This is a genomic window from Alteromonas sp. P256 (assembly GCF_036864455.1).
In the GTDB taxonomy this organism is placed as follows: Bacteria; Pseudomonadota; Gammaproteobacteria; order Enterobacterales; family Alteromonadaceae; genus Alteromonas.
Window position 1 is genome coordinate 207820 of the sequence record NZ_JAZETM010000002.1, and the last position, 25328, is coordinate 233147.

Sequence of the window (25328 nt, forward strand, 5' to 3'; positions counted from 1 at the left end):
CGCCACCGGTTAACGGTGGCTTCAATAACTTCAAAAGCCAGTCTTTATGACTGGCTTTTTCGTGCCTTAATTTTAGTACGTGTTAATCTTCGCTTTACAAATTTTGGTCCCAGTTTAGGCATTTTGCTGGCGAAGGGATTTTTTCACGGTATCAAAGTGCTGTTTCATCATTGATGTTAAGCGTGATTTATCAAGGTTGTCACTTTCAGCACTGTATACGCTTTCATTAAAAAGTGCTGTCATAGAGTGGAGCGACGCTTTTGTATCGTGTGTTAAATAGCTGCCTACTTGCTCAAGGTATTGCTGAGGGGATAAGTGGTGGCGATTAACGCCTGTGTGCTTTTCAACTAAGGCGAGCGCATTTCTATAAATTCGTTGGTGTTTAGGTAGGTTGGGTCGACGTTTTATTGGAAAAAAGTACACCAACAAAATAACACCTACAATACTCAAACTACTAAGAAAAACGGCAGTCATCTTTCTCGTGGTAATCTGGCCTAACAGGTCTTCCAGTAAGTCTTTTTGTTTATTGGCATCAAAGCCTAAAATCCATTTGCTCCACTGGTAATCCATTTGTCTCATCCAGTTTTGCAGGGTCATAAATAGCGCACCTTCACTGAGGTCGCCCAATAAGCCGCTAGTTCTTTTCTCGCCAAAATCTGCTAGCGCTTGCTCTAACCCAAAGCTTAAGCGCGACGGCGCAACCATGCTTGTGGGGTCGTAACGTTGCCACTTGTTATCAATGAGTGCCTCAACCCAAGCGTGAGCATCGTATTGTCTCACTTGTAGTACGTTGTCATCGAGTTGCTCGCCACCTTGATAGCCAGTAACCATGCGAGCGGGGACGCCTGCAGCGCGAAGCGCAAAGGTCATGGCACTGGCATAGTGCGCGCAAAAGCCTGCTTTTTCTTCAAATAAGAATGTGTCTATGGTGTCAACGGGCATAGCGTTTGGTTCAAGGGTATAAGTAAACCCCTGCTGTCTGAAATAGCTCATTATGGCATTTGCTAATTCTGTTGGCGTTGTATGCTGCTGCTTTAATGCCAATGCCCACGCTTGAGTTTTCTCGTTCGTTGTTGCGGGTAGCAGGCTGTTTAATTGACGCTCGAAATCTCCAGCCGCATTTTCAACCGTGGCACTCGGCACATAGGTAAAGTAAAACGATTTTTTACTCATCAAGGGGGTTGATGAGCGCAGTGTGTAGTCAAACTGCGTGTTCACAAAAATCGTGTTTTTTGCGTTATCTGGCTCAGACAACGCTAATGAAAATAACCAATTTTGCTTGGTTGGCTCAACAATCATTTCATATGCGGTGGTGCTGGCGGTGTCAGCGGTTAAAAGCTGAGTTAAAGGTGGCGTTTTTTGCAACAAAGACAGCTGGCGCTCTGCCTGCTTGCGTCTGTCGCTTATCGACCATGTTTTGCCATTAAAGTCTTCCATAACTAGCGCTCGCCAATAGCGCTGTTGAGGTAATGGGATATCATCATTCGACTGAAACGTGGCTGTAAAGGCAAGGTCTGATGATTTAGCTAAAGATGCAATGTCGCCTGGCGTGACAGTATCAGAAAGACCTGTTTGCTGAGATTTAGACGTGGGCATTTGCCAAAGGGGAGGCAATTGTGGCATCACCAAAAAAAGTAGTGCAGCGATGGGGATGGATTGAACGACCAAAGTAGCGACAAACTTTGCACTACTGCTAAATGGCGTAACTGGGCCATGGTAGTAGGCTAGGGCAAGCAGTAAAAATATAAGCACACCAAGATAGCCCACCCATGCAACCATGCTAAGCGCAGAAATAAATCCGCAGCCAATAAGGAAAAGGCTGGTACAAAAAAGTAGGTGAAAATCTCGCTTACTGTCTAGCAATATAAGTTTGAGTGCAAAGGCCACTGCCAGCAAATTTATCATGCTATTAAGTAACCCAATGGAGAAGCCAAACCAGGTTAGCGCAAAAAGCGATAGCACCGCTAAAAGGTTTATGGTTCGAGGGTGGGGCAGCTGACTGCTTCTCAAAAATACAAGCACTCGCACAACAAGGGCGCACATGCCTAACACTATCACCCACGCCATGAGTTCATCAGTGAGCGTGAACAGCAATACGCCATAGGCAATGGCGAGCATCAGATACGAGGTAGACTTGTGAGATGACAAGAGGCTATGAGATGACAGAGGTCTGCTAGTTGAATGCGACGGATTGAAGAATGCGCTTTGGCGTTTAAGAAAAGCTATCATGACCGTGCAGCCGTGCTCATCTTTTTAGTCTTTTTAGCCGGGCTAGTCTTATTAGCGCGGCTAGCCTCTTGGGCATTATTTCCAGTTCTGTTGATATAAGCATGGTTTTCAAAGGGGGAGCTTGTATTGCGCAGACAAGCCAGCGCTGTTAAGCATTGGTGGGTGTGCGTCTCACCGTTTGAAGGTTCAATATCGATAGACTGGTATTTCAACCCGAAATGGTTGCCTTGTTGACTTTGTTCCAATACTTGGAAGGTCAGCAGACTGATGGCGGTTTCTGTTTCCACGTTTGCATCAACAGACAGCAACTGCTTAAAGTTCACTGAATCCGCAAATTCTTTTACTACCCAGTCGCCACTTTTTGCAACCTGTTTCCATACTACTCGATTAAGCGGTTGGCCTTCTTTGTAGTCGGTTAAACTGTGAAAGTCTGAACTACTTTGAGCAGACGTTGCTGCATTGTTTGTGTTTTGCTCTGAGTCATCGTTAGAAGCGGTAACCTTGATCACCTCACCTTTTAGGGGCTTGGCATACACAACAACCTCGGCGCTAAAATCGAGGTGAGTCCAGCACTTGTATAGGCCAAGGGGAAAGTCGCAGGCCAGTGTGAGCCGAGGCAGCGTATACACGCCACGGGTTCTGTGTGTAACAGGAATGGGAAGTCGCTGCGTTGTATGTTGAGCGTTGCCGTTGTCTTTCGCACCAAGAATGAACGGATACTGAGTTTTGTGACCAAACCAGCTGGCCACAATATTTCCTCTGCACTGCTTGCTTTGAGTATCTTTGCTCCTGCTATCATTTCTCAGGTTGCCTTTGCCACCCGGCATATCATGTTGAACAACCGCTAGGTAAAAAATGCCTGACTGATGACAATGAAAAGGCGCTAACGGCATCGATTTTACCGCTAATCGCGCAAAATTTTGATGTGTGTAGAACACAGTGAGCAGCATGACACTCAAGAGTATATAGCTAAGAATAACCATTAAATTGTTTTGGTAATTCGTACCAAGTAAGAATAAACACAAAGACATTATAATAAATGCCCATCCAAAGCCGGTGGGCAGTACGAAAATATTATTCATCGTTAAACGGTGCTGAGAAGCGGGCGGAATACGCTTATCTAACCATCGCGTGACTAAAGACAGCCAACGGTGGGAAAAACGCTGTTTTACAGCTCGTTTAAATATCGATATCACGACGACAATGCTCTATTAGGCAGCAAGAGGATCAACACTCTCGAGTAACTGCTTACTCAATACAAGTGATGAAGCATTGTCGCCAAAGGTTGCACCCTCATTGTGTTGTGATGATGAAAGACGATGGGCTGTTATTGCTGTGAACACAGCCTGTACATCCTCTGGCGTGGCAAAGGTTTTGTTTGAAATAAACGCCCATGCTTTGGCACCCTGTAATAACGCGCGGCTAGCTCTAGGTGATAGCGGGTTAGGATAAGCCCCATTGTTGCGACTTTCATTAACCAGCATAAGGATATAATGAATAAGTGCATCACTGGCGTGTATGTTATTTACTTCCTGCTGCATGGATTTTAAGCGTGTTTCATCAATGATTTGCTCAAGCGGAGTTGATGAGTTTTTTTGTTTCAGCATTGCCTTTTCTGCGTCCCATTGAGGGTAGCCAAGGGATATACGCATAAAAAATCTATCGAGCTGCGATTCTGGCAGTGGATAGGTGCCAGACTGTGAGCTGGGATTCTGCGTAGCAATCACAAAAAACGGCGATGGCAGCGCGTGAGTCGTCCCATCGATACTCACCTGACGTTCTTCCATTGCCTCTAGCAGCGCACTTTGTGTTTTAGGGCTAGCTCTATTGAGTTCATCGGCAAGAACAACTTGACTAAAAATGGGGCCGTGACGAAACGAAAACTGTTTATCGGTGTTGGTTTCACCGCTGTGAAAAATGTTAACCCCGAGCATATCTGAGGGCAGTAGGTCGGAGGTGAATTGTATACGCGAATACTGCAAACCAAAAACTTGAGAAAGCGCATGTGATAGCGTGGTTTTCCCCATGCCAGGCAAATCTTCTATTAGCAAATGTCCGTTTGAAAGCAAGCAGGTCAGCGCCAGTTTTAGCTGGTGCTCTTTGCCGAGAATCTTCTCTCCTAAAGCATGTAAACTCTTTTCAATTTCTGAACGCATAACGTGTCACTATTTGTTGGTTATTGTGGGTAATAAGCGCCTGTACGATATAAACGCGCAGACATTAGTATGTTGTTACGGCTTTCTCTTTATTTAGGCGCATTGAAAATTTCTTTCATGAGCATAGTAGCAATGTCGTGTATTTGCTTTCTGCTGTGCTTTAATAACAAGGTATATTCTCTGATTACCCAAATGCTTATCAATTAGCGCAAATCAAGTGTCATTTTGTGCTGCGTAGTCAATCTGGGTTGTCTATAATGGTGCATCTAAAAAAGGAAGTAGTTATGAAAAGCATTGAAATAGATGATGATTTATATGCCTTCATCGCCAGTCAAACAAAGCATATTGGTGAAAGTGCATCACAAATTTTAAGACGGTTACTGTTGCCAGAAGACGGCGAGGTAATACATGCCGTAAAAACCGCTTCTGACGCTCCTGATTTAACCGTTGTGTCTACAAGCGATAAACCAGCCGGGGGCGTTGTTTCCACGAGCACAGTCTCTACTAATGGCCCAGCCTCTTCTAATAGCTTAGCGTCTAAAGAAGACGAGTCGAAGCAGACCAACGCTAATCACTCAGGAGAAAAAACGTCTCCAAAAGCTGCATCGCGTAGCGCAACAAAAAGTACTAGCGAAGCACAAAGCAATAACGAAGCAAAAGCAAAGACTTCGGTAAAAGCCGCAGCCAAGCCTGCTGTTTCTAAAGCACCAGCTTCCAAAGTGACGGCCGTAAAAACGGCTGAAAATAAGCAAGCGAGTTCCACTAGTCAGACTCAAAGTGCTGCTGGGGCGAATGCGGATGCCTTATCTCACGATAAAAACGATATTTTAGACTTAGTGTCTACAAGTGAATTATCGACATTTACCAAACGGGTAGATCAGTTTTTGTTCATTTTAAGTGCAGCGCACAAACTTAATGCAGACAGCTTCGAGCGCGTTGAATCAATTAAAGGCAAAAATCGAACGTATTTTGCAACCAGTAAAGAGGCATTGCTTGAAAACGGAAGCAGCACCAACCCCAAGGCTATACCCGATAGCGCTTATTGGGTGGTGACTAACAACAATACTGCAAAGAAAGTCAGTATGTTGGAACAGGTTTTGCGTCAACTGGGTTATACCCCAGAAGTTATTGCTAGCGTAGTTGCGCGTTTTTCTTCTGAAGGCAAATAATCGACTCTATTTCATAAAGGACTAATTCATGGCACTACATCCTCATGCTGGACAACCTGCGGCGAAAGAGCAGCTCATAAACGTTGCGGAACTTGTTAGTCAGTACTACAGCTACAAACCCGATATTCGCGATGAGGGGCACGCTGTGTCGTTCGGTACGTCTGGCCACAGAGGTACAGCTTCTAACTGCACGTTCACAGACACTCATATAAGTGCAATTTGCCAAGCATTGGTGGAGTACAGGCAGCAAGAGGGTATAACAGGGCCGTTGTATATAGGCAAAGATACCCATGCGCTATCGGAACCCGCCATGGTTACCGCAATAGAAGTGCTTTGTGCAAATGGGGTAGACGTTGTTATTCAGCGCAGCGATAACGAAAGCTTAGGCTACACGCCAACACCGGTTATTTCACGAACCATCATTCGTTACAACAGAGAGAATGTGGAGCAAAAAGCAGACGGTATTGTTATTACTCCCTCTCATAATCCACCATCAGACGGTGGATTTAAGTATAACCCTCCACACGGCGGGCCGGCAGATAGCGATGTAACAAAGCAAATTCAAGACAGAGCGAATACCTTTATTGCTGACGGTAATAAAGACGTCAAACGAATTGATATTCTTCAAGCTCGCGAGCGTAAACTCGTGCGTGAAGAAGATTTTATGGAACCCTATATCGACGACCTAGCCAAGGTTATCGATATGGAGGCGATAGCAAAAGCGAATTTAACACTGGGCACCGATCCACTTGGCGGCGCCGGGGTAGGCTATTGGTCGCGTATCAGTGAGAAATACGGTATTACCATTCAGGTCGTCAATGACAACGTAGACCCTCAGTTTGGATTTATGCGCAGAGACAAAGACGGCAAGCTGCGAATGGATTGTTCGTCGGCCTATGCAATGGCGGGGCTTATAGAGCTTAAAGATAACTTTGACCTTGCATGGGGCAACGATCCAGATTTCGACAGACACGGCATTGTGTGCAAAAGCGTTGGGCTGATGAATCCTAACCACTACCTAGCAGTGGCCATCAACTATCTGTACACCTATCGCACCGAGTGGCCAAACACGCTAAAAATTGGTAAAACGCTGGTCTCAAGCAGCATGATAGACCGCGTAGCCAAAAGTCTTGAGAAGCCTCTAGCAGAGATGCCTGTTGGTTTTAAATGGTTTGTAGACGGACTGGCAAATAGCGAAATAGGCTTTGCGGGTGAAGAGAGCGCTGGTGGTATTTTCCTAGAAAGAAATGGCGATACATGGGCTACCGACAAAGACGGCTTTATTTTGTGTCTACTTGCCGCCGAAATTTTAGCGGTAACCGGCAAAGATCCGGGGGAGCATTATATTGCACTGACTGAAAAATTTGCCTCTCCTGTTTATAACCGCGTGGACGTGGCCGCTACGCTAGAGCAAAAACAGAAGCTCTCAGCAATGGATGCCTCTGTGGTGACTAGTGACACATTGGCCGGTGAGCCGATCACAGCCATACAAACTCATGCGCCCGGTAATAATGCGGCGATAGGCGGCGTAAAGGTATCAACTGAAAATGGATGGTTTGCAGCGCGTCCTTCTGGCACAGAGCAAATTTATAAAATTTATGCTGAAAGCTTCAAAGGTGAAACTCACTTACAAGATTTAATTCAAGAGGCAGAGGCGCTAGTCGGTAAAATTATCGGCTAAAGCTTAAAAAGCAAACAGCACATCGCTCATTTTGTAACGATAATGTTAAAAATCGCATGAATGCATACGAATTCATGCGATTTTTCGTTATTTTAACAAAACAATAACAACATAATCGTTTAAGGGTTGTTATATTAATGCAATATTGTTGACGTATGTTGTAATTAAATTACGTTTTAGAGGGTGCATCCGCACCGTTTAACCTAAGAGCGAGACGCTACATGAACGCAAAAGCGGCAAAAACGCCAACCTCTCCAAAGATCGACAAGGCCGAATTCAAGGCTGCTGTTATCAACCATCTTCATTGTTCGCTAGGTACCGACGAAAACAAAGCAAATAGCCACGCATGGTGGAAAGCCACGTGTGCGGCTATGCAGCAACAAGTACTAGAAGGGCTGCGCAAGACGCAAAAGACCCACTATTTGAACGATACTCGTGCAGTGCACTATTTCTCGGCGGAATTCCTCATGGGTCGCCTACTATCAAATAATCTTCAAAATTTTGGTTTATTTGAAGTGGCTAGTGACGCACTGAAAGAGCTTGGTGTAGAAATTTCAGATGTGCTTGAGGAAGAGCCTGACATGGCGCTAGGCAATGGTGGTTTAGGTCGCCTTGCCGCCTGTTTCATCGACTCTTTAGCCACTATGGAAATGCCTGCAATTGGCTATGGTATTCATTACGAACACGGCCTTTTCCGTCAGGAAATAAAAAGCGGTGCGCAAATTGAGCGTCCAGACAGCTGGCGCGATTACGGCAATCCTTGGGAAATTTGTCGCCCAGAATCGACGCAGGAAATATCACTTTACGGATACGTAGAAACCAAATACGGTGAAAACGGTCGCGTTGTGAAAGAATGGCACCCTGGCTCAATCGTTAAAGGTGTGCCGTGGGATATCCCGGTAGTCGGTTACGAAGGTAAAACCGTAAACGTACTGCGTTTGTGGCAGTCTGAAGCATCAGGTTATTTCAACTGGGATGTATTTAATGCCGGTGGCTATGTGGATGCTCAACGTGAAAACGTACAGGCTGAAACCATTTCTAAGGTACTGTATCCAAACGATGAAACTGAAGCGGGCAAAGAACTTCGCCTTATTCAGCAGTACTTCTTTTCGTCGTGCTCGTTAAAAGACATTATTCGTCGATATAAGCGTGCTCATGGCGATGATTGGAGCCGTTTTGCAGACCAAGTAGTTATTCAGTTAAACGATACCCACCCCGCTATCTCTATTCCAGAATTGATGCGGATTTTAGTTGATCGCGCTGAGCTCAATTGGGATGACGCATGGGCGATCTGTACGAAGGTATTTGCCTACACAAATCATACCCTATTACCTGAAGCCTTAGAAAAGTGGCCTGCACGAATGATTGAAAAGATCCTTCCTCGTCACTTAGAAATCATTTATGAAATCAACCACCGCTTTATGGCTGAAGTTGATAAAAAATGGCCTGGCGACAATGAAATGAAGGCGAAGCTTTCTATCATCGAAGAAGGTAGCGAGAAAATGGTGAGAATGGGTAACCTATCTGTTATCGGTTCATTCGCTGTAAATGGCGTGGCTGAAATGCATTCTCGTCTTGTTAAAACTACATTGTTCCCAGAGTTTGATGAGCTTTACCCTGGCAAGCTGACTAACGTAACCAACGGAATTACTCCACGCCGTTGGCTAAAAGCGTGTAATCCTGGTCTGTCTAAACTTATTGATAAGAAAATTGGTGAAGATTGGCCTAAAGATCTCGATAAATTACAGGGCTTAACAAAGTTTGCTAAAAACAAAACCTTTCAAAAGCAATTCATGAAAGTGAAATTGGAAAACAAAGAGTTATTAGCAGAAGAAATTCGTAAATCGTTGGATATTGAAGTCGATGTCAACGCCATTTTCGATGTGCAAATTAAACGTCTACACGAATATAAGCGTCAGCATCTTGCCCTTATTTATATCATGGCGCTGTATCGCAGAATGCTTGAAAACCCAGATTACGATATGCATCCACGTGTGTTTGTTTTTGGTGCTAAAGCAGCACCGGGTTATAAGCTTGCGAAAGATATTATCTTTGCCATCAATAAGGTTGCAGATAAAATCAATAACGATCCTCGTGTAAATGAAAAGCTTAAAATCGCGTTTTTACCAAACTACCGAGTGTCGCTAGCCGAGAAAATGATCCCTGCAGCAGATGTCTCTGAGCAAATAAGTACCGCCGGTAAGGAAGCTTCTGGTACAGGTAATATGAAGCTAGCACTTAACGGTGCAGTAACCATTGGTACGCTGGATGGCGCAAACGTGGAAATTGCTGAAGAAGTGGGCGATGACAACATCTTTATCTTTGGCCTCACCGTTGAGGAAGTTAACGAGCGAAAAGCCGCGGGTTACAACCCATACGATTACTACTATAAAGATGCAGAGATTAAAGCGGTACTTGACTGGTTGGAAACAGATTACTTCACACCAGGTAAACCAGGTGCCCTTGTTTCCATTAAGCAAAGCTTGCTTGATCTTGGCGACCCGTACATGGTGCTAGCAGACTTCAGAGCATACTCTGATGCACAAATTAAGGTCGATGCAGCATACAGAGACAAAGAGCGCTGGGCTGAAATGGCAATTACTAATACGGCGAAAATGGGTAAATTTACTTCAGATCGCTCAATAAAAGACTACGTTGAGCGCGTATGGAAACTTTCACCGTGTAAGATCGAAAGCTAATCGCAACCTCACTCGCAAAAGAGCCCGAAAATGCTATCGTTTTCGGGCTTTTTTTATTAGCGTTTTTCGATATTTCGATAACTACACTATAATTGAGTTACATGGGTACCGTTTAGCCAATTAATAGGTTGGTTTTAACGGTATTAAAAAATGCAAACCGTGTATGAATACTATTTATTTGTATAACTGCGTATGCTTTTTAATACGCCTATTCCATTGCTACGTTGGGTTCTGAGTGTTTTTATAGACCTAGTAGTTGTTTAAGTACCTCGTAGCCGAATAGCGCAAGGAATAACATGAGTCAACCCCACACTTCACTGGCCACCATTCCCAATCGATTTGCGTTTATCGACAGCGTATCTAAAATTGCGACTCAGTGTTCTGAGTTGTCCCTCATGTTGGTTGACATAGTACGATTTTCTGACGTCACCACAAGCTTGGGAATAAATGTAGGCGATCAGTTTCTGTTAGAGATTGCGAATAGAATACAAAAGCTATTTGGTAACGAAGTGGCGCTTGGTCGCATTAGCGGCGATGTTTTTGGCGTTGTGTTTCCCAATGTAAGTAATGAAGTTAAGCTTCGCTATTCCTTTGATCGTTTGGTAGAGCATTTTAAAGTGCCGATGTACCATGAAGACAATGCCTTTATGGCTGACTTTAATGTTGGCGTGGTGTGTAGTAACGAAACTCACTGGGTAAGTAACGTCACGAAAAAGCCAAGCTTTGATATTACCGCCTTCGTCTCCCGCGCTGAGGCCGCGTTAAAGCAAGCTAAAGAAAATAAATATGAAAATTACTTCTCGCTTGCCCTAAAAGATAAAACAGATACAGGCAGAAGTTTAGCGTTAAAGGCCGATCTTAAGCGGGCGCTGGCGCAAAATGAGTTAGAGCTTTACTACCAGCCTAAAGTAAATTTGGATAATTTGAGTGTTGTTGGAGCCGAATGCCTGCTGAGATGGAATCATCCTCTTGATGGCATACTTTTCCCCGGTCCGCTTATTGAAGCGGCTGAATCGTACAATATGATGAATGAATTAGGCTACTGGACACTAGAGCAAGCATTTAGAACCTTAGCTGAGTTCGATGCTCAACGCCTTTCACTATCGCTTTCGGTAAACATTTCACCCACCCAGCTTTATGATAACCAGCTTATTCCTACGCTGCATATGCTTAGTGAGTCGTACTCAATTCCCATGACGCGTCTTGAGTTAGAGCTGACCGAAGATATTGCTCTGTCAAATTCACTGATGGTGAAAAAGCAGTTGGACGAGCTGCGAGGCCTTGGTATCTCAATATCGGTGGATGATTTTGGTAAAGGCTATTCCAACCTTGCTTACATTCGCGACCTGCATCTCGATGCGCTTAAAATAGACAAGGCGTTTGTGATGGAACTAGGAAGCGGCGATGTAAACAGAGCCATTATCGAAGCGGTTAAGATTATTGGTGTGGCAAAAGGCTGTAGCGTAGTGGCAGAAGGTGTTGAAACCGTTCAGCAGCTGCATATCTTAAGAGAAATCGGCATTAGTGAAGGGCAGGGATACTTGTTCTCTAAAGCCGTGCCCTTTAAAGACTTTGTATCTCTGGCGCAACAAGAAATTATTATTGGCAGTTCTCCAACCCGCAAACAGGCATAGCACTTACTCAAGCGCTTACAAATACACTTACACAAGCACTCACAAACACATTTACTGATGCGTAATCAAAAGTATCAACAAGTGTATTGATACGTGTATCTATAAGCATATGGATAGTTACTCCATTAATGAAACTATTGATAAGTGCTGGCAAATCAAATTGCTATACACTTTTTGTAACCATTTTTTGAGTACCTCTTTTTCCGCAACTCAAAAACACATGCAAATTCTGTGGTATAACGATTATTATTGTGTTGTGCATCTGAATGACTACAGGGATAAAAATATGGATATTGCTTTAAATTACTTATTTTCGTATCAAGCGTTTTTGTTAATACTGGTTGTTGTATTACTGAAAACGTCTATTAAGTTTGTGCCTCAAAACAGGGCATACATTATTTCGCGTTTCGGAAAATACAATACAACCTTAGAAGCCGGTCTCAATTTTATCTTTCCTTTTATCGATACTGTCGCAGCTGATCGCTCTTTAAAAGAGCAGGCTGAAGACGTACCGGAGCAGTCTGCAATTACAAAAGACAACATTACATTGAGTGTTGATGGCGTATTATATTTTCGTGTTGTAGACCCTTACAAAGCCACTTATGGCGTAGAGAATTATACCTTTGCGGTAAAGCAATTAGCGCAAACCACCATGCGTTCTGAACTTGGTAAAATGGAGCTAGATAAAACCTTCGAAGAGCGTGACTTGTTAAATACGAATATAGTATCAGCGCTAAACGATGCAGCAGCTCCTTGGGGCGTTCAGGTGCTGCGCTACGAGCTTAAAGACATCAACCCGCCAAACTCTGTGCTAGATGCCATGGAGCAGCAGATGAAGGCTGAGCGATTGAAGCGTGCGCAAATACTAGAATCGGAAGGTGACAGACAAGCTGCAATCAACCGCGCTGAAGGTGAAAAACAGTCAATAGTATTGGCCGCTCAGGCTGAAAAAGAAGAACAAATTTTAAAAGCCCAAGGTGAAGCAGAAGCGATTATCCAAGTGGCAAAAGCCGATGCCGAGGCCATCGAAACTGTGGGTAAAGCGGCGGCGACCGAAGATGGACAAAAAGCCGTACAGTTAGACCTAGCAAAAGGCGCTATAAAAGCCAAAGAGCAAATTGCCAAAGAAAGCTCACTCATACTGTTGCCAGACGGTGCCACTGAAATTGGAAATGTGGTTGCTCAGGCCATGGCAATAGCAAATAAAATAGGGCAAAAGGTCGATTAATATGATGGCGAGCTTAGAGAATATTGAAAGTTATCTGCTTGCGTTAGGCTTGGTCTTAATGATTGCTGAACTACTCCTTGGCTTTTCAATTATATTGCTATTCACGCTGGGGCTATCTCTACTTATAACCTCTGCGCTAGTGTATTTAGATGTTTTTGAGCCGAGCTTATTGAATCTATTTATTGCGGTGTCTGTGTTAGATACGCTGTTGATGGTGCTGCTATGGAAGCCAATGAAGTACCTTCAGCGAGATAAGGCCCCGCAATCTGTAAAAAGCGACCTGGTGGGTAATGTCATTGAGCTCACGCAAGACACCGGGCCAGCTCACCCATCAACCGTGCAATATTCTGGGGTAACGTGGAAGGTAAAGTGTAGCGAGCCGCTACCCGCTGGTACTCAGGTAGTCATTGAAGATGTGGAAGTGGGAAGCTTGATCGTAAAAATAAATAGGTAAAATCAAATACAGTAAAACCGAATACAGTAAAATCCAGCACGTAAGCTAAAGCAATACACAGCACACCATGCGCTTATTAGTGGTTATTACATAAAAGCGAATTGCCAATTGATAGCGCTTGGCGTGCTTTACGCTGTCCATTAACCAAATGCGGGGTTTTATCCTTGAAAACGTGCTTTTAAACCAACGGATAGTTACACTATATCCATTCTTGGTAAGTACGGTTGAACTATGCAACAACTCATTGATAGTGAAAATTTTCTCGCGTTATCCAGACGCTCTCCTTCGTTATTTTCAACGCCAATCACGTTTGAACTGAAAAACAGCAGCGGTGTTGTACGCGTTGTTATTACAGCGCCAGGGATCATTAGCTTTTATCCTGAAACGAATACGCCTAATAAGAAAAACGTCGTTTTATCCTGCGGTGTTCACGGCAACGAAACCGCGCCTATCGAAATTTGCGATGAGTTGGTACAGCATATTCTAATGGGCAAACTCACGCTGTCGCACAATGTATTGTTCTTGTTCGGCAACTTACCTGCTATGGATATTGCAGAGCGCTTTGTTGAAGAAAACATGAACCGCTTATTTAGTGGTGCACATTCAAAAGGCGAAGGCTTAGTCAATAGTGAGCGCAAGCGAGCTAAAGCACTAGAAGATGCCGTTGCCGATTTCTTTAATAAGACAAGCGGCGAGCGATTCCATTACGACCTGCATACGGCGATTCGAGCCTCGAAAAACGAAAAATTTGCGGTATATCCGTTTTTGCACGAACGTAAGCACAGTAAAAGTCAGCTTGCTTTTTTAGCCGCCTGTGGGGTGAAAACCATACTGTTATCTGAAAGTGCTACGACGACATTTAGCTATTACTCTTCGTATTACCATAATGCGCACGCTTTCACCGTGGAACTTGGAAAGGTTCAGCCGTTTGGGCATAACGATATGGCTCGCTTTGCTGACGCTAAAGCCGCGTTAATAAGCCTTATTACTGAAGAGGATTTTGCACCAACGGTTGAGATTGAAGAGCTTGATATTTATCGCGTTAACCAAGTTATCAATCGACAGGAAGAGCAGTTTAGTCTGCACTTCGACGATGACACGCCAAATTTTACTGATTATGCAAAAGGCACGGTGTTAGCGTCTGAGCCAAATACGCAGTACATCGCACAAGAAGATGGTGAAGCCATTGTATTTCCTAATGCAAAGGTGGCTATTGGACAACGAGCGCTGCTGACCGTAGTGCCAACCTCCTTGGAAAGCCTTGATGCATAGGAAAATCAGGATGTTTGAATTAGACAGCCGTTTACACAATGATACATATTTTGTCTGTGATTTAACGCTTTGTCGTGTACTGTTAATGAATGACAAGCAGTTCCCGTGGCTTATTTTAGTGCCCATGCGCAATAACATCGCTGAAATTATTGATTTGCCGGAGCAAGAGCAGCAGACGCTGCTTGCAGAATCAGCCAAGGTGTCGAACGTGCTGCAGCAAGTCTTTGCGCCTTATAAACTCAATGTAGGGGCGTTAGGCAATGTGGTTAGGCAGCTTCACGTTCATCATGTTGCACGCTTTGAAAATGACGTAGCTTGGCCCAAACCCGTTTGGGGTAATCAAGCGCCTGTGGCCTACGACGATGCCGAGGCGAGTGCGATATTATCAACATTAAAACAGGCGCTAAGCGAATAACAATTAGCAAAATGCGCCATCTATAAAAACAACAGACTTAAATGGAGTTATTATGATCATCTCTACTACGCCGACACTTGAAGGTCACAAAATTGAAGGCTACTACGGCATCGTTGTTGGCGAAGCTGTTATGGGAGCCAATGTTTTTAAAGATCTATTTGCTTCTATCAGAGATATTGTGGGTGGGCGCTCTGGTTCATACGAAGAAGAGCTAACTACCGCGCGAAAGCTCGCGTTTAGTGAACTTGAGCATGAGGCTCGCGCAATGGGCGCAAATGCGGTAGTGGGCATAGATCTAGATTATCAGGTTATTGGCGATAAAGGCAGTATGCTGATGGTAAGTATCAGCGGTACTGCGGTAAAAACAACTCCGCTTTAAACTGAAATCAACGCGTTAATTTGAAAAAAACGCTGCTTGATAAGCAGCGTTTTTGCTACCAGTCGTCGTCTTCATCATCAAATCCTATAGACGTTTTCTTACTCTCCGATTTATCGGCTGGCCCTTTACTGGTTTTGTTATCATCAACAGGCTTAGGCGGTGTGGGAAATTTAAATTTAGCGCTGTACTTTAATAACGTAATGTTGCCAACCACCACCCCTAATACCAATACAACGATAACGATTACCCAAATTGTGTCCATACTAGTTCTCAGTTGCGTAGTGAATGTGGAATTGAAAAGTGCATTAAATTAACCTGGCTTGGCGTGGTTCTATAATCGACTTGATAGAAGTTATACTGGCATTTATAAAAGCAGTTGTGTAAGCACTCATATTTGAACTTATATAAGCAGTTATATAAACAGTTATATAAGCATTTATATAAGCAGTTATATCAGCAATGATATGCTTCATTTCTTTATGAACCGTTATTAAGCACAAAGCGGTTATATAAATAAGGCAAATTAGCTAAAACCGTATCTTTACCTAGCATGTCGCTTTGTTTTAGGGCACTCGCGAAGGCTTCAATGCTTCGCGACTGCTCAAAGTCAGTTGCAACAGCTTTATGACTTAAATGCCAAGGCTCTCGCGCAACACCGCCTTTATTTTCGCTAAAAGGTCGAAAAAAGCCAAACTCAGCCATATTATCCTCAAGCCAACACGCAAGTGCATGACAAGGCCCCTGTGGCAGGTACTCTTGCTCTACTAACTCGAAGGAGCCGTTCCATTGGTGAACCGACTCTCTATCGTATACATCTAAATCGGTACCCCAATGATGGCGACTGGCGCCGGGTAATGCTGACCATGTCAAAATAGCGTGCAGCTTATCGATACTAGATAACGCAGTGTTATCGAGTACTTCGCCGTTTGCATCACGCAATATTGCCTCACCACGCCATTTTTTATTAAATATAGCAAGCTGGCGCTCAAAGCTGCGAAAACTGCTGACTATTTGTAGGTCGATACCGTCGCTATGGGCTTTTTGCTGCATGTCGGTAAAAGCCAATCTCACGGTAGGATGAAGCAAATGACCACGGCCAGCTTCAACCAAGTGGTGATTTTGCTGGCCTAGCCACTGTTGGTCGGTGATGCTGCGAGTCATTAGTTGGCAAGCAGGCGTTCGAGAATGCCAAAATACATATCAGCGAGTTGTTCAAGATCAGACATTTTTACGCACTCATCTATCTTATGAATAGTGGCGTTAACAGGGCCTAGCTCAATCACTTGCGCGCCTGTAGGCGCAATAAATCGACCGTCTGATGTGCCGCCTGCGGTTGATAACACCGTGGGGCTACCTTTTACTGATTCGATAGCGCCTTCAGTGGCTTCAAGCAGGGCACCTGAGTCGGTAAGAAATGGCTGTCCGTTAAAGGTCCACTTAATGTCATAGTCTAACTCGTGGTGGTCCAATATGGCTTTCGTACGCTCAATGAGTATGTCGTTTGTCACTTCTGTAGAAAAACGGAAGTTAAAGCAAACGTGAAGCTCACCGGGTATCACATTACCGGCGCCTGTACCGCCGTGGATATTTGAGATTTGAAAGCTAGTGGGCGGAAAAAATGCATTGCCGTTATCCCAATGGGACTTAGCCAGTTCATCAAGCGCCGCCGCTGCAAGATGCACTGGGTTTTTCGCAAGGTGGGGGTAGGCTACGTGGCCTTGAATACCTTTTACGATAAGATCGCCAGTGAGAGAACCACGGCGTCCGTTTTTCACGATATCACCCACATGATCCGTAGAGGATGGCTCGCCGACTAAACACCAGTCAATTTTTTCATTGCGGGCTTCAAGGGTATCAATCACGCGGGTTGTACCGTTGATAAAAGGGCCTTCTTCATCACTGGTAATTAAAAACGCAATACTTCCCTTATGATCAGGGTATTTATTAACGAATTCCCGAGTGGCAACAAGCATGGCTGCAAGGCTTCCCTTCATATCTGCCGCGCCGCGCCCGTGAAGATAGCCATCTATTTCAGTGGCAACAAAAGGCGATGTTTTCCAGGCGCTTTCAGGACCGCTTGGCACAACATCGGTATGTCCTGCGAAGCAAAATAGCGGCCCCTTTGTGTTGCGTCTCGACCACAAATTAGTGGTATCGTCGAACACCATAGTTTCATTATCAAAACCAAGTTCGCCAAGGAATGCCTTCATTGCGTCCTGACAGCCAGCGTCGTCTGGTGTTACCGAGCGACGATTAATCAGGTTTTTCGCAATATCAATAACGGAGTCGTTTAGCAAAATATTTCCTCGTACTGAGCAGGTTTAAACCCAATGTGAAACGTATTGTTCGTGACTAAAATAGGGCGCTTAATCATTGCGGGATGAAGTTCTAGAAGCGCCAGCGCCTTATCTTTGTCGATAGTCGCTTTTTCTGCCTCACCTAGCTGTCTGTAAGTTGTGCCGCGTTTGTTGACCATCGCTTCCCAACCCAGGTGGGACTCAGCAAGAGCCAAGAACTCTGCATCAACACCGCCTTTTCGGTAATCGTGAAAAGTAAAGTCGATGTCCTTTTCAGCTAACCATTTTTTCGCTTTTTTAATGGTGTCGCAGTTAGGAATACCATACATAACTGTGCTCATAATATTAATTCCGTACTTCTGAATATAATGGATGAACCGTCACCGTCACTAAGCTCATTGATAAGAGCAAAGTAAAATAATTCATCACACAAATAAGGTGAGTAATGGGTCTTCAACAGCTTCTACATATTTTCTTGTGGTGGGCATAACACCTAGCAACGCATTCGCGTTGAGCAACGTCATAATACAAACATTGCTAACGCCCTGCTGCTTAAGCCAGCCCGTATTTACGGTAAATAATACCGCACCTGCTTTAAATGTTGAACCGCGCTTTACGTGACAGTTAAATTGAGCGCCGTGAAGATGCTGGGTGCTTTCCCCGAACTTTATCAGGCACTTCAACCCTACGCTCGATTTAATTTCAATGGCGTAGTCTAGGGGAGTAACACGAGAGCATACGCCATCAAATGGCGCTTTTATAATGGATGATGGCGCATTGATTATGGCGCCGGGCCCAAAATAACCCTGCGTATAAAGCGTACCATCAATAGAGGTGAGTGGTTGTACTTGCCCGCTCACTGGAGAAGGAATGTCGAACGCTTTTCTAAACGTGTCGGGGGGAGAAGAAAGTAGCTGACCTTTCTTCACGGTTATTGAATTCCGTTTACGGTATAGCCTGCTTTCTTTAATGCTTTTACCGCATCATTGAGTTTGTTGTCTTTTACTAAAAAGAAGTCGGTGTCGAAGGTAGAAACAACAAAAATAGCGACTTTTACAGCCGCCAACACGTGTCCCAACTCAGCCATAATACCTACCATTGAAAGGTGAAGTGGGCCGAGTAATTCTAGTGCACGCCAATTTTCATCGCTATCGACGGAGTCAACTTCCACCGATTCAGGAACAACAATAGACAGTTCATCTTCGGTCTTTCCAAGAAAGAATAGTGGGCTATTTAGCACGGAAGACGGAATGCTCGTGTCGGGATCTAAGCTGTGAATAGTGAATAAGGAATCGTGTACTAAAAGTGTTTGTTTAGGCATGAATAATCAAAAAACGTGAATGCTTCCAACATATCCACATTAAACCATTAACTGTGATTAAGTGTCACGTGTTATCCACTTAATCTGTGGATAAGTTTGTTGAGTAGTTTGGGGTCTTGCCTTAACTTATTGATTGTAAATAACAAAATAAACTGTACAAACAATGTGCAGTGGATAACATTATAGGTTTCATAAGCATTTTCCACAGGCTATGTCTACAAGCAAAATCAAAAATGTTTATATATTTTGCAATTTCTTAGCTTGACATTGTCTCTCTTTCTTATGATTTTGTGTGGTTTTCATCAGGTACATCATTAATGATCATTGTTGAAAACACGCGCTAAAAACGGCATGACTAAGCTACACTTATTGATAAGTATTTAGACCTCGTCGCTAGGGTTCTGTTTTTAAAAACCCTGTCCTCAAAACCCTGTCCTCAAAAACAGTGCCCTAAAAAAGCGGCGTTAATATATAAGGAACATCTATGTCTAGTTGGTGTGATATTACAACGGAGCACGCAGAGAATTTAGTGAGTTTTTACGAATCAGTAATGGGATGGAAAAAAGAGACTATTGATATGGGCGGGTACAATGACTACGTTATGATGAGTTCTGACGGTACGCCCATTGGCGGAATTTGCCACAAGAAAGGGGTGAATAGCGACTTACCAGGAGGCTGGATAAACTACTTCACGGTGGATGATATAACACATTCTTTAGCTAACGTTGAAACAAAAGGTGGCAAGCAAGTAGGAGAGATAAAGCATCACGGAGAGGATCGTTTTTGCACAATTCTAGACCCTTCAGGTGCGGCTTGTGCACTTTATGAAAAAAACGGCGAATGAAATTTCTTCAGTCGCCGCTTTAAAAGTCACCTAAGGCATGTGTTTAACACATGCTTTTTAATGTGAGCATTGAGCCTTTATTTGTATATGTGTCGCTCGCCCACTTATTTATTGTTGTTCTTTTACACTTCTTTCTTGCTGTTTAACCGCTCTTATTTACTAAGCGCACCACGGCTGACTTGGTCACGTTCAATAGACTCAAAGAGTGCTTTAAAGTTACCTTCGCCAAAGCCATCGTCTTCTTTTCGTTGAATAAACTCAAAGAACACTGGTCCAAATACGGTCTCAGAAAATATTTGTAGCAGCAGGCGAGGTTCGCCGTCTTTTGTGGTGCCGTCGAGTAAGATCCCGCGTTTTTGCAGTTCTTCTACGTTCTCACCATGGCCGGGTAATCGCTCTTCTAACATTTCATAATAGGTGTTTGGTGGAGGCGTCATAAATTTCATGCCTCGTGCTTTTAGCCTATCAAGGCACACTTCAAGATCATCACATGCAAAAGCGATATGCTGAATGCCTTCGCCGTTGTACTTCATCAAGAATTCTTCAATTTGACCACCGCCGCCAACCGCTTCTTCATTTAACGGAATACGAATTTTGCCGTCTGGAGCCGTCATGGCTTTAGATAACAACCCTGTGTATTCGCCTTTAATGTCAAAATAACGGATTTCACGGAAGTTAAATAACTTCTCGTAGAAGTTTGCCCAAAAGTCCATGCGACCGCGATACACGTTATGAGTAAGGTGATCTAGCGTATGAAAACCGCAACCTACTGGGTGGCGATCTACGCCTTCAATCCAATTGAAGTCAATGTCGTAAATCGTGTTCTCGCCTTCATAGCGGTCTATTAAATACAGCATCGCGCCGCCAATACCTTTAATGGCTGGTAACTTAAGCTCCATTGGACCTGTGTAAGTGTCCATAGGCTGCGCACCGCGCTCTAGCACTTCGTTGTATGCTACTTGTGAGTCTTTCACTCTAAAGGCCATACCGCATGCAGACGGGCCATGCTCTTCAGCGTAGTAAGCTGCGTGGCAATCTTTTTCGTAGTTACTTAAAAGGTTAATGTCACCCTGACGCCATAACTCTACGTCTTTCGACTTGTGACGAGCGACAAGGGTAAAGCCCATTGCTTCGAACATCGGCTCTAGAACACCTTTCTCTGGTGCAGTAAATTCTAAAAATTCGAACCCGTCTAAACCAACTGGGTTTTCAAATAAATCTGCCATGGGTGTTTTCCTTTAGCAAAGTGTTACTGTAATTGTGACTCGATTGTAAGCGCGACGTTAAAAGACAAGCAATAGAGGGGCGACAGACACCGATTCTTATTGGAAAGCAAGGTTGTAACGATAAGTTTTCACTAAGTTGGAAAAGAGGTGTGGCAACTAGCTGGAACCTATCAAGATATTGATTTTTAATTATAAATTAAACTTTAGGTACAGGCGGGTGGTGTTCATTTTCTGATACAGCACTGTATATTCAGAAGATGAACACCGCAGAAAAATCACACCACACTCTTACCCACTCACATCTAGCGTGTGCCATCAAAGTATTTCTTTAGCCCTTTCCAACACCCTATGTAGTCTTTTTGACGTAGAGGAGTTTGCATCGCATAAGCAGAAGGCGCTATGGGGAATCGAGATTCGAACATAAATGCCAAGGTGTCTTTATATTGTTGGGGTGACAACTCGGCATTAGAGGCTTTTTCGAAGACTTCTGCCTCAGGACCATGTGGCGTCATACAGTTGTGAAGGCTCATACCTCCAGGCACAAAACCATGTTCTTTGGCGTCGTAGGTTCCCTCAATTAACCCCATAAATTCACTCATCACATTTCTGTGGTAATAAGGGGGTCTGAACGTGTGCTCTGCTACCATCCAGCGCGGTGGAAAGATAACGAAATCTACATTTGCCGTGCCCTCTAATTCAGAGGGTGAGGTAAGCACGGTAAAAATAGACGGGTCTGGATGATCGAAACTTACCGTGTTCATCACGTTGAAATTAGCAAGGTCGTACTTATAGGGGGAAGAGTTGCCAACCCAAGCGACCACATCAAAGGGAGAGTGGTCGAGCTCGGCAGCAAATAAGTTACCGCAAAACTTGTTGATCACAGTATGCGGTGTGTCTTTATCTTCAAACCAAGCGGTTGGATATAAGAAGTCTCGTTGATTTGAATATCCATTTGCGCCCACCGGTCCACGCTCAGGCAATACAAACGGGTGCCCGTAGTTTTCGCAAATGTAGCCTCGAACCGGGTCGTTTTCGGCAACGTCCACCGAAAAACGTACGCCGCGAGGGATAACCATTATCTCTCCTGGAGCCGCCGTTAATCGACCAAACTCAGTCTTTACATACAGGGTGCCCTGTTGAGGAACAAACAACATTTCGCCGTCTGAAGAGTAGAAGACGCGATTACCCATAGATGCGTTGGCACAATAGCAGTGGATACCCATGCCGGTTTGCACCTTTGCATCTCCATTAGTGCCTACGGTAATAAGCCCGTCGATAAAATCGGTCTGTGTTTCTGGTAGCGGAAGTGGATCCCATCGCAATACGTTTGGCGGACAGGGAATGTCTGTTTCGGGCCCGGTTTTAATTAATGACTGGGAGTAGGGCAGGAAGTCGCCCATCGCAATAGAGGGGCGAATTCTGTAGGTCCAACTACGTCTATTTGAGTGGCGTGGCGCTGTAAAAGCCGTACTGCTAAATTGCTCTGTATACAGATTATAATTAACCTTTTGCGGGCTAAATTGACCTTTTGGCAGCGCACCAGCGAGCGCTTCGGTTTCGTGCTCGTTATTAAACCCACTCATGTATTCCAGATTTTGTATTAATTCTTGCATCAATATTAATCCTTGCCCTTTATCTCTTATCAAAAGCGCTTTCAAAAAAGGCTTTGTCATTAATTTATTGCGCTTAATGCTTACTAAAAAAACTGTCGACGAAAGTAGTTACAAATGAAACTAATTTGTTTAGGCTAGAACGTACAACTATGTAAATCAAATGTGAATGCAGATTAGCGCCTGAACTTAACCGCAAATTGTGCCGATTAGTTTACATGTTTGATTTGCTATTTATTCATACAGCTTAGAGAAGAAGCGATTAATGCAAGGAAGTTACCTGTGCAGTTAAACGATATGCTCGCCTATAAGGTCGCTATGCTATCCAGTGATTTAAGTGATTCGCTCGCTACGGTATACAAGCCCTATGGGTTAACCATGCCAGAATGGCGCGTGCTCGCTACGCTTGGTAATGCGACGTCGTTAACATCAAAGCATATTGCAGTTGCCACTCGTTTAGACAAAGTCAAAACCAGTAGAGCGCTTCAGCAATTAGCGAGTAAGCAGCTGATTGTTCGCGAAACGAATGAAAATGATAAGCGAGCTATCAACATATCGTTGTCTGCAGAAGGAGTGCGCACTTACAACACGCTTACGCCATTAGTTGCGAAGTGGCAAACAGACAGATTAGAAAATATCACTGACGATGAGTACCACATATTTTTAAAAGTGATAAATAGCTTAAGCCAACAAAAGTAAAGGCTTGGTGCCTAAATAGCGTGGTAAGACAAGTGATATTCTGCGAGGTAAAACGGTTACTTTTAACAGGTTAACTGGTAATTTGTGTTCAAAATACGGTAAAGCACAAAATACAGCACAGCGTTCACTAAAGACAGCAAAAACACAGCAAAAAGCGCAGCACAAAATACGGCAAAAAACACAGCACAAAACACAACGCGATGGCTGTAAAAATTAGAACAGGAAAACCAGTGGCACCATTAGAAGTATATGCAGGTAAAAAAGCACGCGAAACAATTTTAAAAAATGGTTTCAGCCCTGAATTGTTTAGTTACTTTCTAGGCGCTTCAGGCGGCCCAAAATGGTTTTCGCTAGCGGGTTTAGACAGAGTTTTATTCCCTGAATGGTTTGCCAACGTTCAGCATCAAATTCATGTTATAGGCTCTTCAGCAGGTGCGTTTCGCGCAATTTGTGCAGTACAAAACGATCCGCTTGCCGCCATAAACAGGCTGGCACAATCATACTCTACCACTACTTACAGCAGCAATAAGCCAACGGCTCGAGAGATTACGGCGAAAGCATTAGATCTTTTAAAGGAAATGGTCAGTGACAAGGGCAAGCAAGAAGTGCTGGCGAATGAGCGATTCAAAGCGCACTTAATTGTGGCTAAATGCTTGGGTGCCACACGGTTTGAAAGTAAATTGCAACAGCTCTCGGGCCTTGCCATGAGCGCAGCGGCCAATACGGTCAGCCGCAAGAACTTAGCAAAGCTTTACGAGCGGTACGTGTTCTCTTCACCCAATAGTTATTTAACCATTAACGACCCATACGGTATGCCATCTCATTTTCATTCCCTTACTGAAGGGAATATTCATAGCGCACTTCTAGCTTCAGGGTCTATCCCCATTGTTATTGAAGGGGTGAAAGAGATTGAGGGCGCGCCAGTGGGTATGTACAGAGACGGCGGTATTATCGACTATCATTTTGACGTGTCTTTTGGCCCCGATGAAGGCTTGGTTTTGTATCCTCACTTCTACAACAAACCCATTCCTGGATGGTTCGATAAAGGCTTAAAGCGCAGAGTACCCCACCGTTCAAGCTACGATAATGTAGTGATGCTAGTGCCCTCACCATCGTTTGTTGCAAAACTGCCGTACGGCAAGATACCTGATAGAAAAGATTTTGAAGTACTCGATGCGCCCACGCGCATAAAATACTGGCAAACTGTACTAAGCGAAACCGATAGGTTGGGTGAGTTTTTTATGGAAGCGGTGAACGACGGAAGATTGGTAGACAGTATTAAACCCCTTCCTTTCAATCAACGTTAGATGAAGTTGCTGGTAAAATAAACACTTAAGCGCGATTTGTTAAGTTTTTCTTGCAGCTTTCATTCTGCCTCAGTATTATACGCGCCGTTGAGCAAACAAATGCCCATTTGTTATTTATCAACGCCCAGATACACAATGCGTCTATAGCTCAGTTGGTTAGAGCGCTACCTTGACATGGTAGAGGTCCCCTGTTCGAATCAGGGTAGACGCACCATCTATTTTTCCCCTAAGAATTTTTTCTAGCGTCATTTCAAAAATATTTAAGATTCCTAACTCATTGACGGCATTGAAATAATCGGTTTTAAGCATTTTTTTCAGGATTTCTGTTTCTTTTCGTTTTTTCCTTTGAAAACAGATGAGTACTGTCAGAATGGTCACGAGTGGTCACAATTCGTGACCACGCGTGACCAAATCTAGATTCCACTCCTTTGTTATTTGCCGTTAAAAACCATGGCGTTTTTATCTTATAGCATTTTGTATTTAACAAAGTCACCCAAGAACATTTCCCAATTCTGCTTCGCACAACCACGCATTAAGTTATGCAATGCCGATTTTTCATGAGGTTTTAGGAGAGCGGTATCGCGAAATAATGTACTGCTTGTAGATATGCCGTATCCATTTGCCGAGCACTTAACACTGAATAACGTGACCCCATCAATTGATGCAAATGCAATATATTCATTATCTCCAATATTTCTGAAGAACAGA

General features: G+C 43.9%; 23 protein-coding genes and 1 tRNA gene. 13 read left to right on the forward strand and 11 right to left on the reverse strand.

Annotation, left to right across the window (positions count from 1 at the left end; genetic code table 11):
* Positions 1 to 114: 114 nt before the first annotated feature.
* From V7R39_RS04270 to V7R39_RS04280, 3 genes are read right to left on the reverse strand one after another with little or no spacing between them, the layout of a single operon-like run.
* A complete protein-coding gene (locus tag V7R39_RS04270; RefSeq protein WP_334028511.1) occupies positions 115 to 2229 on the reverse strand; it encodes a transglutaminase family protein in 2115 nt (704 codons plus the stop codon).
* Positions 2226 to 3425: a DUF58 domain-containing protein gene (locus tag V7R39_RS04275; protein ID WP_334028513.1), complete on the reverse strand. Its 1200-nt coding sequence runs from the start codon at positions 3423 to 3425 to the stop codon at positions 2226 to 2228. The genes V7R39_RS04270 and V7R39_RS04275 overlap by 4 nt, the downstream gene beginning before the upstream one ends.
* 15 nt (positions 3426 to 3440) lie before the next feature.
* The gene (locus V7R39_RS04280; RefSeq protein WP_334028515.1) at positions 3441 to 4385 is read right to left on the reverse strand and encodes an AAA family ATPase; all 945 of its coding nucleotides are present in this window, start codon (positions 4383 to 4385) and stop codon (positions 3441 to 3443) included.
* Between the two features lie 284 nt (positions 4386 to 4669).
* Here V7R39_RS04280 and V7R39_RS17790 point away from each other — a divergent pair, with 284 nt between their 5' ends.
* From V7R39_RS17790 to V7R39_RS04330, 9 genes are all read left to right on the forward strand, one after another.
* On the forward strand, positions 4670 to 5554 hold the full coding sequence (locus V7R39_RS17790; protein ID WP_438823510.1) for a SeqA protein: 885 nt from the start codon (positions 4670 to 4672) through the stop codon (positions 5552 to 5554).
* Positions 5555 to 5582: 28 nt separating this feature from the next.
* A complete protein-coding gene (gene pgm, locus V7R39_RS04295) occupies positions 5583 to 7235 on the forward strand; it encodes a phosphoglucomutase (alpha-D-glucose-1,6-bisphosphate-dependent) (protein ID WP_334028518.1) in 1653 nt (550 codons plus the stop codon).
* A gap of 221 nt (positions 7236 to 7456) precedes the next feature.
* On the forward strand, positions 7457 to 9934 hold the full coding sequence (locus tag V7R39_RS04300) for a glycogen/starch/alpha-glucan phosphorylase (protein WP_334028520.1): 2478 nt from the start codon (positions 7457 to 7459) through the stop codon (positions 9932 to 9934).
* Between the two features lie 296 nt (positions 9935 to 10230).
* Positions 10231 to 11568 (forward strand): putative bifunctional diguanylate cyclase/phosphodiesterase, encoded by a 1338-nt coding sequence (locus tag V7R39_RS04305; protein WP_334028522.1) that lies wholly within the window; start codon positions 10231 to 10233, stop codon positions 11566 to 11568.
* 286 nt (positions 11569 to 11854) lie between these two features.
* On the forward strand, positions 11855 to 12796 hold the full coding sequence (locus V7R39_RS04310) for a slipin family protein (RefSeq protein ID WP_334028524.1): 942 nt from the start codon (positions 11855 to 11857) through the stop codon (positions 12794 to 12796).
* A gap of 1 nt (position 12797) precedes the next feature.
* Entirely contained in the window at positions 12798 to 13250 is a 453-nt protein-coding gene (locus V7R39_RS04315) for an NfeD family protein (RefSeq protein WP_334028526.1), read from the forward strand.
* Between the two features lie 231 nt (positions 13251 to 13481).
* Positions 13482 to 14522 carry a succinylglutamate desuccinylase gene (gene astE / locus V7R39_RS04320; RefSeq protein ID WP_334028528.1) on the forward strand — a complete coding sequence of 347 codons (1041 nt, stop codon included), beginning with the start codon at positions 13482 to 13484 and terminating at the stop codon, positions 14520 to 14522.
* A gap of 10 nt (positions 14523 to 14532) precedes the next feature.
* The gene (locus V7R39_RS04325; protein ID WP_334028530.1) at positions 14533 to 14937 is read left to right on the forward strand and encodes an HIT family protein; all 405 of its coding nucleotides are present in this window, start codon (positions 14533 to 14535) and stop codon (positions 14935 to 14937) included.
* 52 nt (positions 14938 to 14989) lie between these two features.
* Positions 14990 to 15316, forward strand: a complete 327-nt coding sequence (locus V7R39_RS04330) for a heavy metal-binding domain-containing protein (RefSeq protein ID WP_032095025.1) — start codon at positions 14990 to 14992, stop codon at positions 15314 to 15316.
* Positions 15317 to 15371: 55 nt separating this feature from the next.
* On the opposite strand, the gene V7R39_RS04335 is transcribed toward V7R39_RS04330, so the two are convergent.
* From V7R39_RS04335 to V7R39_RS04360, 6 genes are all read right to left on the reverse strand, one after another.
* On the reverse strand, positions 15372 to 15578 hold the full coding sequence (locus V7R39_RS04335) for a DUF2897 family protein (RefSeq protein ID WP_334028532.1): 207 nt from the start codon (positions 15576 to 15578) through the stop codon (positions 15372 to 15374).
* 215 nt (positions 15579 to 15793) lie between these two features.
* Positions 15794 to 16477 carry a M15 family metallopeptidase gene (locus V7R39_RS04340; RefSeq protein WP_334028534.1) on the reverse strand — a complete coding sequence of 228 codons (684 nt, stop codon included), beginning with the start codon at positions 16475 to 16477 and terminating at the stop codon, positions 15794 to 15796.
* Positions 16477 to 17613, reverse strand: a complete 1137-nt coding sequence (dapE, locus tag V7R39_RS04345) for a succinyl-diaminopimelate desuccinylase (protein ID WP_334028536.1) — start codon at positions 17611 to 17613, stop codon at positions 16477 to 16479. Before dapE ends, V7R39_RS04340 begins: the two co-directional genes overlap by 1 nt.
* Positions 17607 to 17954 carry an ArsC family reductase gene (locus V7R39_RS04350; RefSeq protein ID WP_334028538.1) on the reverse strand — a complete coding sequence of 116 codons (348 nt, stop codon included), beginning with the start codon at positions 17952 to 17954 and terminating at the stop codon, positions 17607 to 17609. The genes dapE and V7R39_RS04350 overlap by 7 nt, the downstream gene beginning before the upstream one ends.
* 84 nt (positions 17955 to 18038) lie before the next feature.
* Complete coding sequence (locus V7R39_RS04355; protein ID WP_334028539.1) at positions 18039 to 18542, reverse strand: PTS sugar transporter subunit IIA; 504 nt, start codon at positions 18540 to 18542, stop codon at positions 18039 to 18041.
* A 2-nt stretch (positions 18543 to 18544) separates the two neighbouring features.
* Entirely contained in the window at positions 18545 to 18934 is a 390-nt protein-coding gene (locus V7R39_RS04360; RefSeq protein WP_163105540.1) for an ACT domain-containing protein, read from the reverse strand.
* 484 nt (positions 18935 to 19418) lie between these two features.
* Here V7R39_RS04360 and V7R39_RS04365 point away from each other — a divergent pair, with 484 nt between their 5' ends.
* Entirely contained in the window at positions 19419 to 19778 is a 360-nt protein-coding gene (locus tag V7R39_RS04365; protein ID WP_334028541.1) for a VOC family protein, read from the forward strand.
* 152 nt (positions 19779 to 19930) lie between these two features.
* Here V7R39_RS04365 and hppD read toward each other — a convergent pair whose 3' ends face one another.
* Together hppD and hmgA are read right to left on the reverse strand one after the other, a co-directional pair.
* Positions 19931 to 21004, reverse strand: a complete 1074-nt coding sequence (hppD, locus tag V7R39_RS04370) for a 4-hydroxyphenylpyruvate dioxygenase (RefSeq protein WP_334028543.1) — start codon at positions 21002 to 21004, stop codon at positions 19931 to 19933.
* Positions 21005 to 21306: 302 nt separating this feature from the next.
* Positions 21307 to 22617, reverse strand: a complete 1311-nt coding sequence (gene hmgA / locus V7R39_RS04375) for a homogentisate 1,2-dioxygenase (RefSeq protein WP_334028545.1) — start codon at positions 22615 to 22617, stop codon at positions 21307 to 21309.
* Between the two features lie 279 nt (positions 22618 to 22896).
* Here hmgA and V7R39_RS04380 point away from each other — a divergent pair, with 279 nt between their 5' ends.
* The 3 genes from V7R39_RS04380 (at position 22897) to V7R39_RS04390 (ending at position 24834) form a co-directional block, all read left to right on the forward strand.
* Complete coding sequence (locus V7R39_RS04380; RefSeq protein ID WP_334028547.1) at positions 22897 to 23313, forward strand: MarR family winged helix-turn-helix transcriptional regulator; 417 nt, start codon at positions 22897 to 22899, stop codon at positions 23311 to 23313.
* 230 nt (positions 23314 to 23543) lie between these two features.
* The gene (locus V7R39_RS04385) at positions 23544 to 24620 is read left to right on the forward strand and encodes a patatin-like phospholipase family protein (protein WP_334028549.1); all 1077 of its coding nucleotides are present in this window, start codon (positions 23544 to 23546) and stop codon (positions 24618 to 24620) included.
* Between the two features lie 137 nt (positions 24621 to 24757).
* Positions 24758 to 24834 (forward strand) — tRNA-Val (locus V7R39_RS04390).
* Positions 24835 to 25328 lie beyond the last annotated feature (494 nt).

Excerpts from the sequence above, each read along its gene's own strand:
- V7R39_RS04365 (WP_334028541.1), top strand. The coding sequence starts at position 19,419 with ATGTCTAGTTGGTGTGATATTACAACGGAGCACGCAGAGAATTTAGTG.
- hppD (WP_334028543.1), bottom strand. The coding sequence starts at position 21,004 with ATGGCAGATTTATTTGAAAACCCAGTTGGTTTAGACGGGTTCGAATTT.
- V7R39_RS04300 (WP_334028520.1), top strand. The coding sequence starts at position 7,457 with ATGAACGCAAAAGCGGCAAAAACGCCAACCTCTCCAAAGATCGACAAG.
- astE (WP_334028528.1), top strand. The coding sequence starts at position 13,482 with ATGCAACAACTCATTGATAGTGAAAATTTTCTCGCGTTATCCAGACGC.
- V7R39_RS04350 (WP_334028538.1), bottom strand. The coding sequence starts at position 17,954 with ATGAGCACAGTTATGTATGGTATTCCTAACTGCGACACCATTAAAAAA.
- V7R39_RS04340 (WP_334028534.1), bottom strand. The coding sequence starts at position 16,477 with ATGACTCGCAGCATCACCGACCAACAGTGGCTAGGCCAGCAAAATCAC.
- V7R39_RS17790 (WP_438823510.1), top strand. The coding sequence starts at position 4,670 with ATGAAAAGCATTGAAATAGATGATGATTTATATGCCTTCATCGCCAGT.
- V7R39_RS04310 (WP_334028524.1), top strand. The coding sequence starts at position 11,855 with ATGGATATTGCTTTAAATTACTTATTTTCGTATCAAGCGTTTTTGTTA.
- pgm (WP_334028518.1), top strand. The coding sequence starts at position 5,583 with ATGGCACTACATCCTCATGCTGGACAACCTGCGGCGAAAGAGCAGCTC.
- V7R39_RS04325 (WP_334028530.1), top strand. The coding sequence starts at position 14,533 with ATGTTTGAATTAGACAGCCGTTTACACAATGATACATATTTTGTCTGT.
- hmgA (WP_334028545.1), bottom strand. The coding sequence starts at position 22,617 with ATGCAAGAATTAATACAAAATCTGGAATACATGAGTGGGTTTAATAAC.
- V7R39_RS04305 (WP_334028522.1), top strand. The coding sequence starts at position 10,231 with ATGAGTCAACCCCACACTTCACTGGCCACCATTCCCAATCGATTTGCG.
- V7R39_RS04360 (WP_163105540.1), bottom strand. The coding sequence starts at position 18,934 with ATGCCTAAACAAACACTTTTAGTACACGATTCCTTATTCACTATTCAC.
- V7R39_RS04315 (WP_334028526.1), top strand. The coding sequence starts at position 12,798 with ATGATGGCGAGCTTAGAGAATATTGAAAGTTATCTGCTTGCGTTAGGC.
- V7R39_RS04270 (WP_334028511.1), bottom strand. The coding sequence starts at position 2,229 with ATGATAGCTTTTCTTAAACGCCAAAGCGCATTCTTCAATCCGTCGCAT.
- V7R39_RS04335 (WP_334028532.1), bottom strand. The coding sequence starts at position 15,578 with ATGGACACAATTTGGGTAATCGTTATCGTTGTATTGGTATTAGGGGTG.
- V7R39_RS04280 (WP_334028515.1), bottom strand. The coding sequence starts at position 4,385 with ATGCGTTCAGAAATTGAAAAGAGTTTACATGCTTTAGGAGAGAAGATT.
- V7R39_RS04330 (WP_032095025.1), top strand. The coding sequence starts at position 14,990 with ATGATCATCTCTACTACGCCGACACTTGAAGGTCACAAAATTGAAGGC.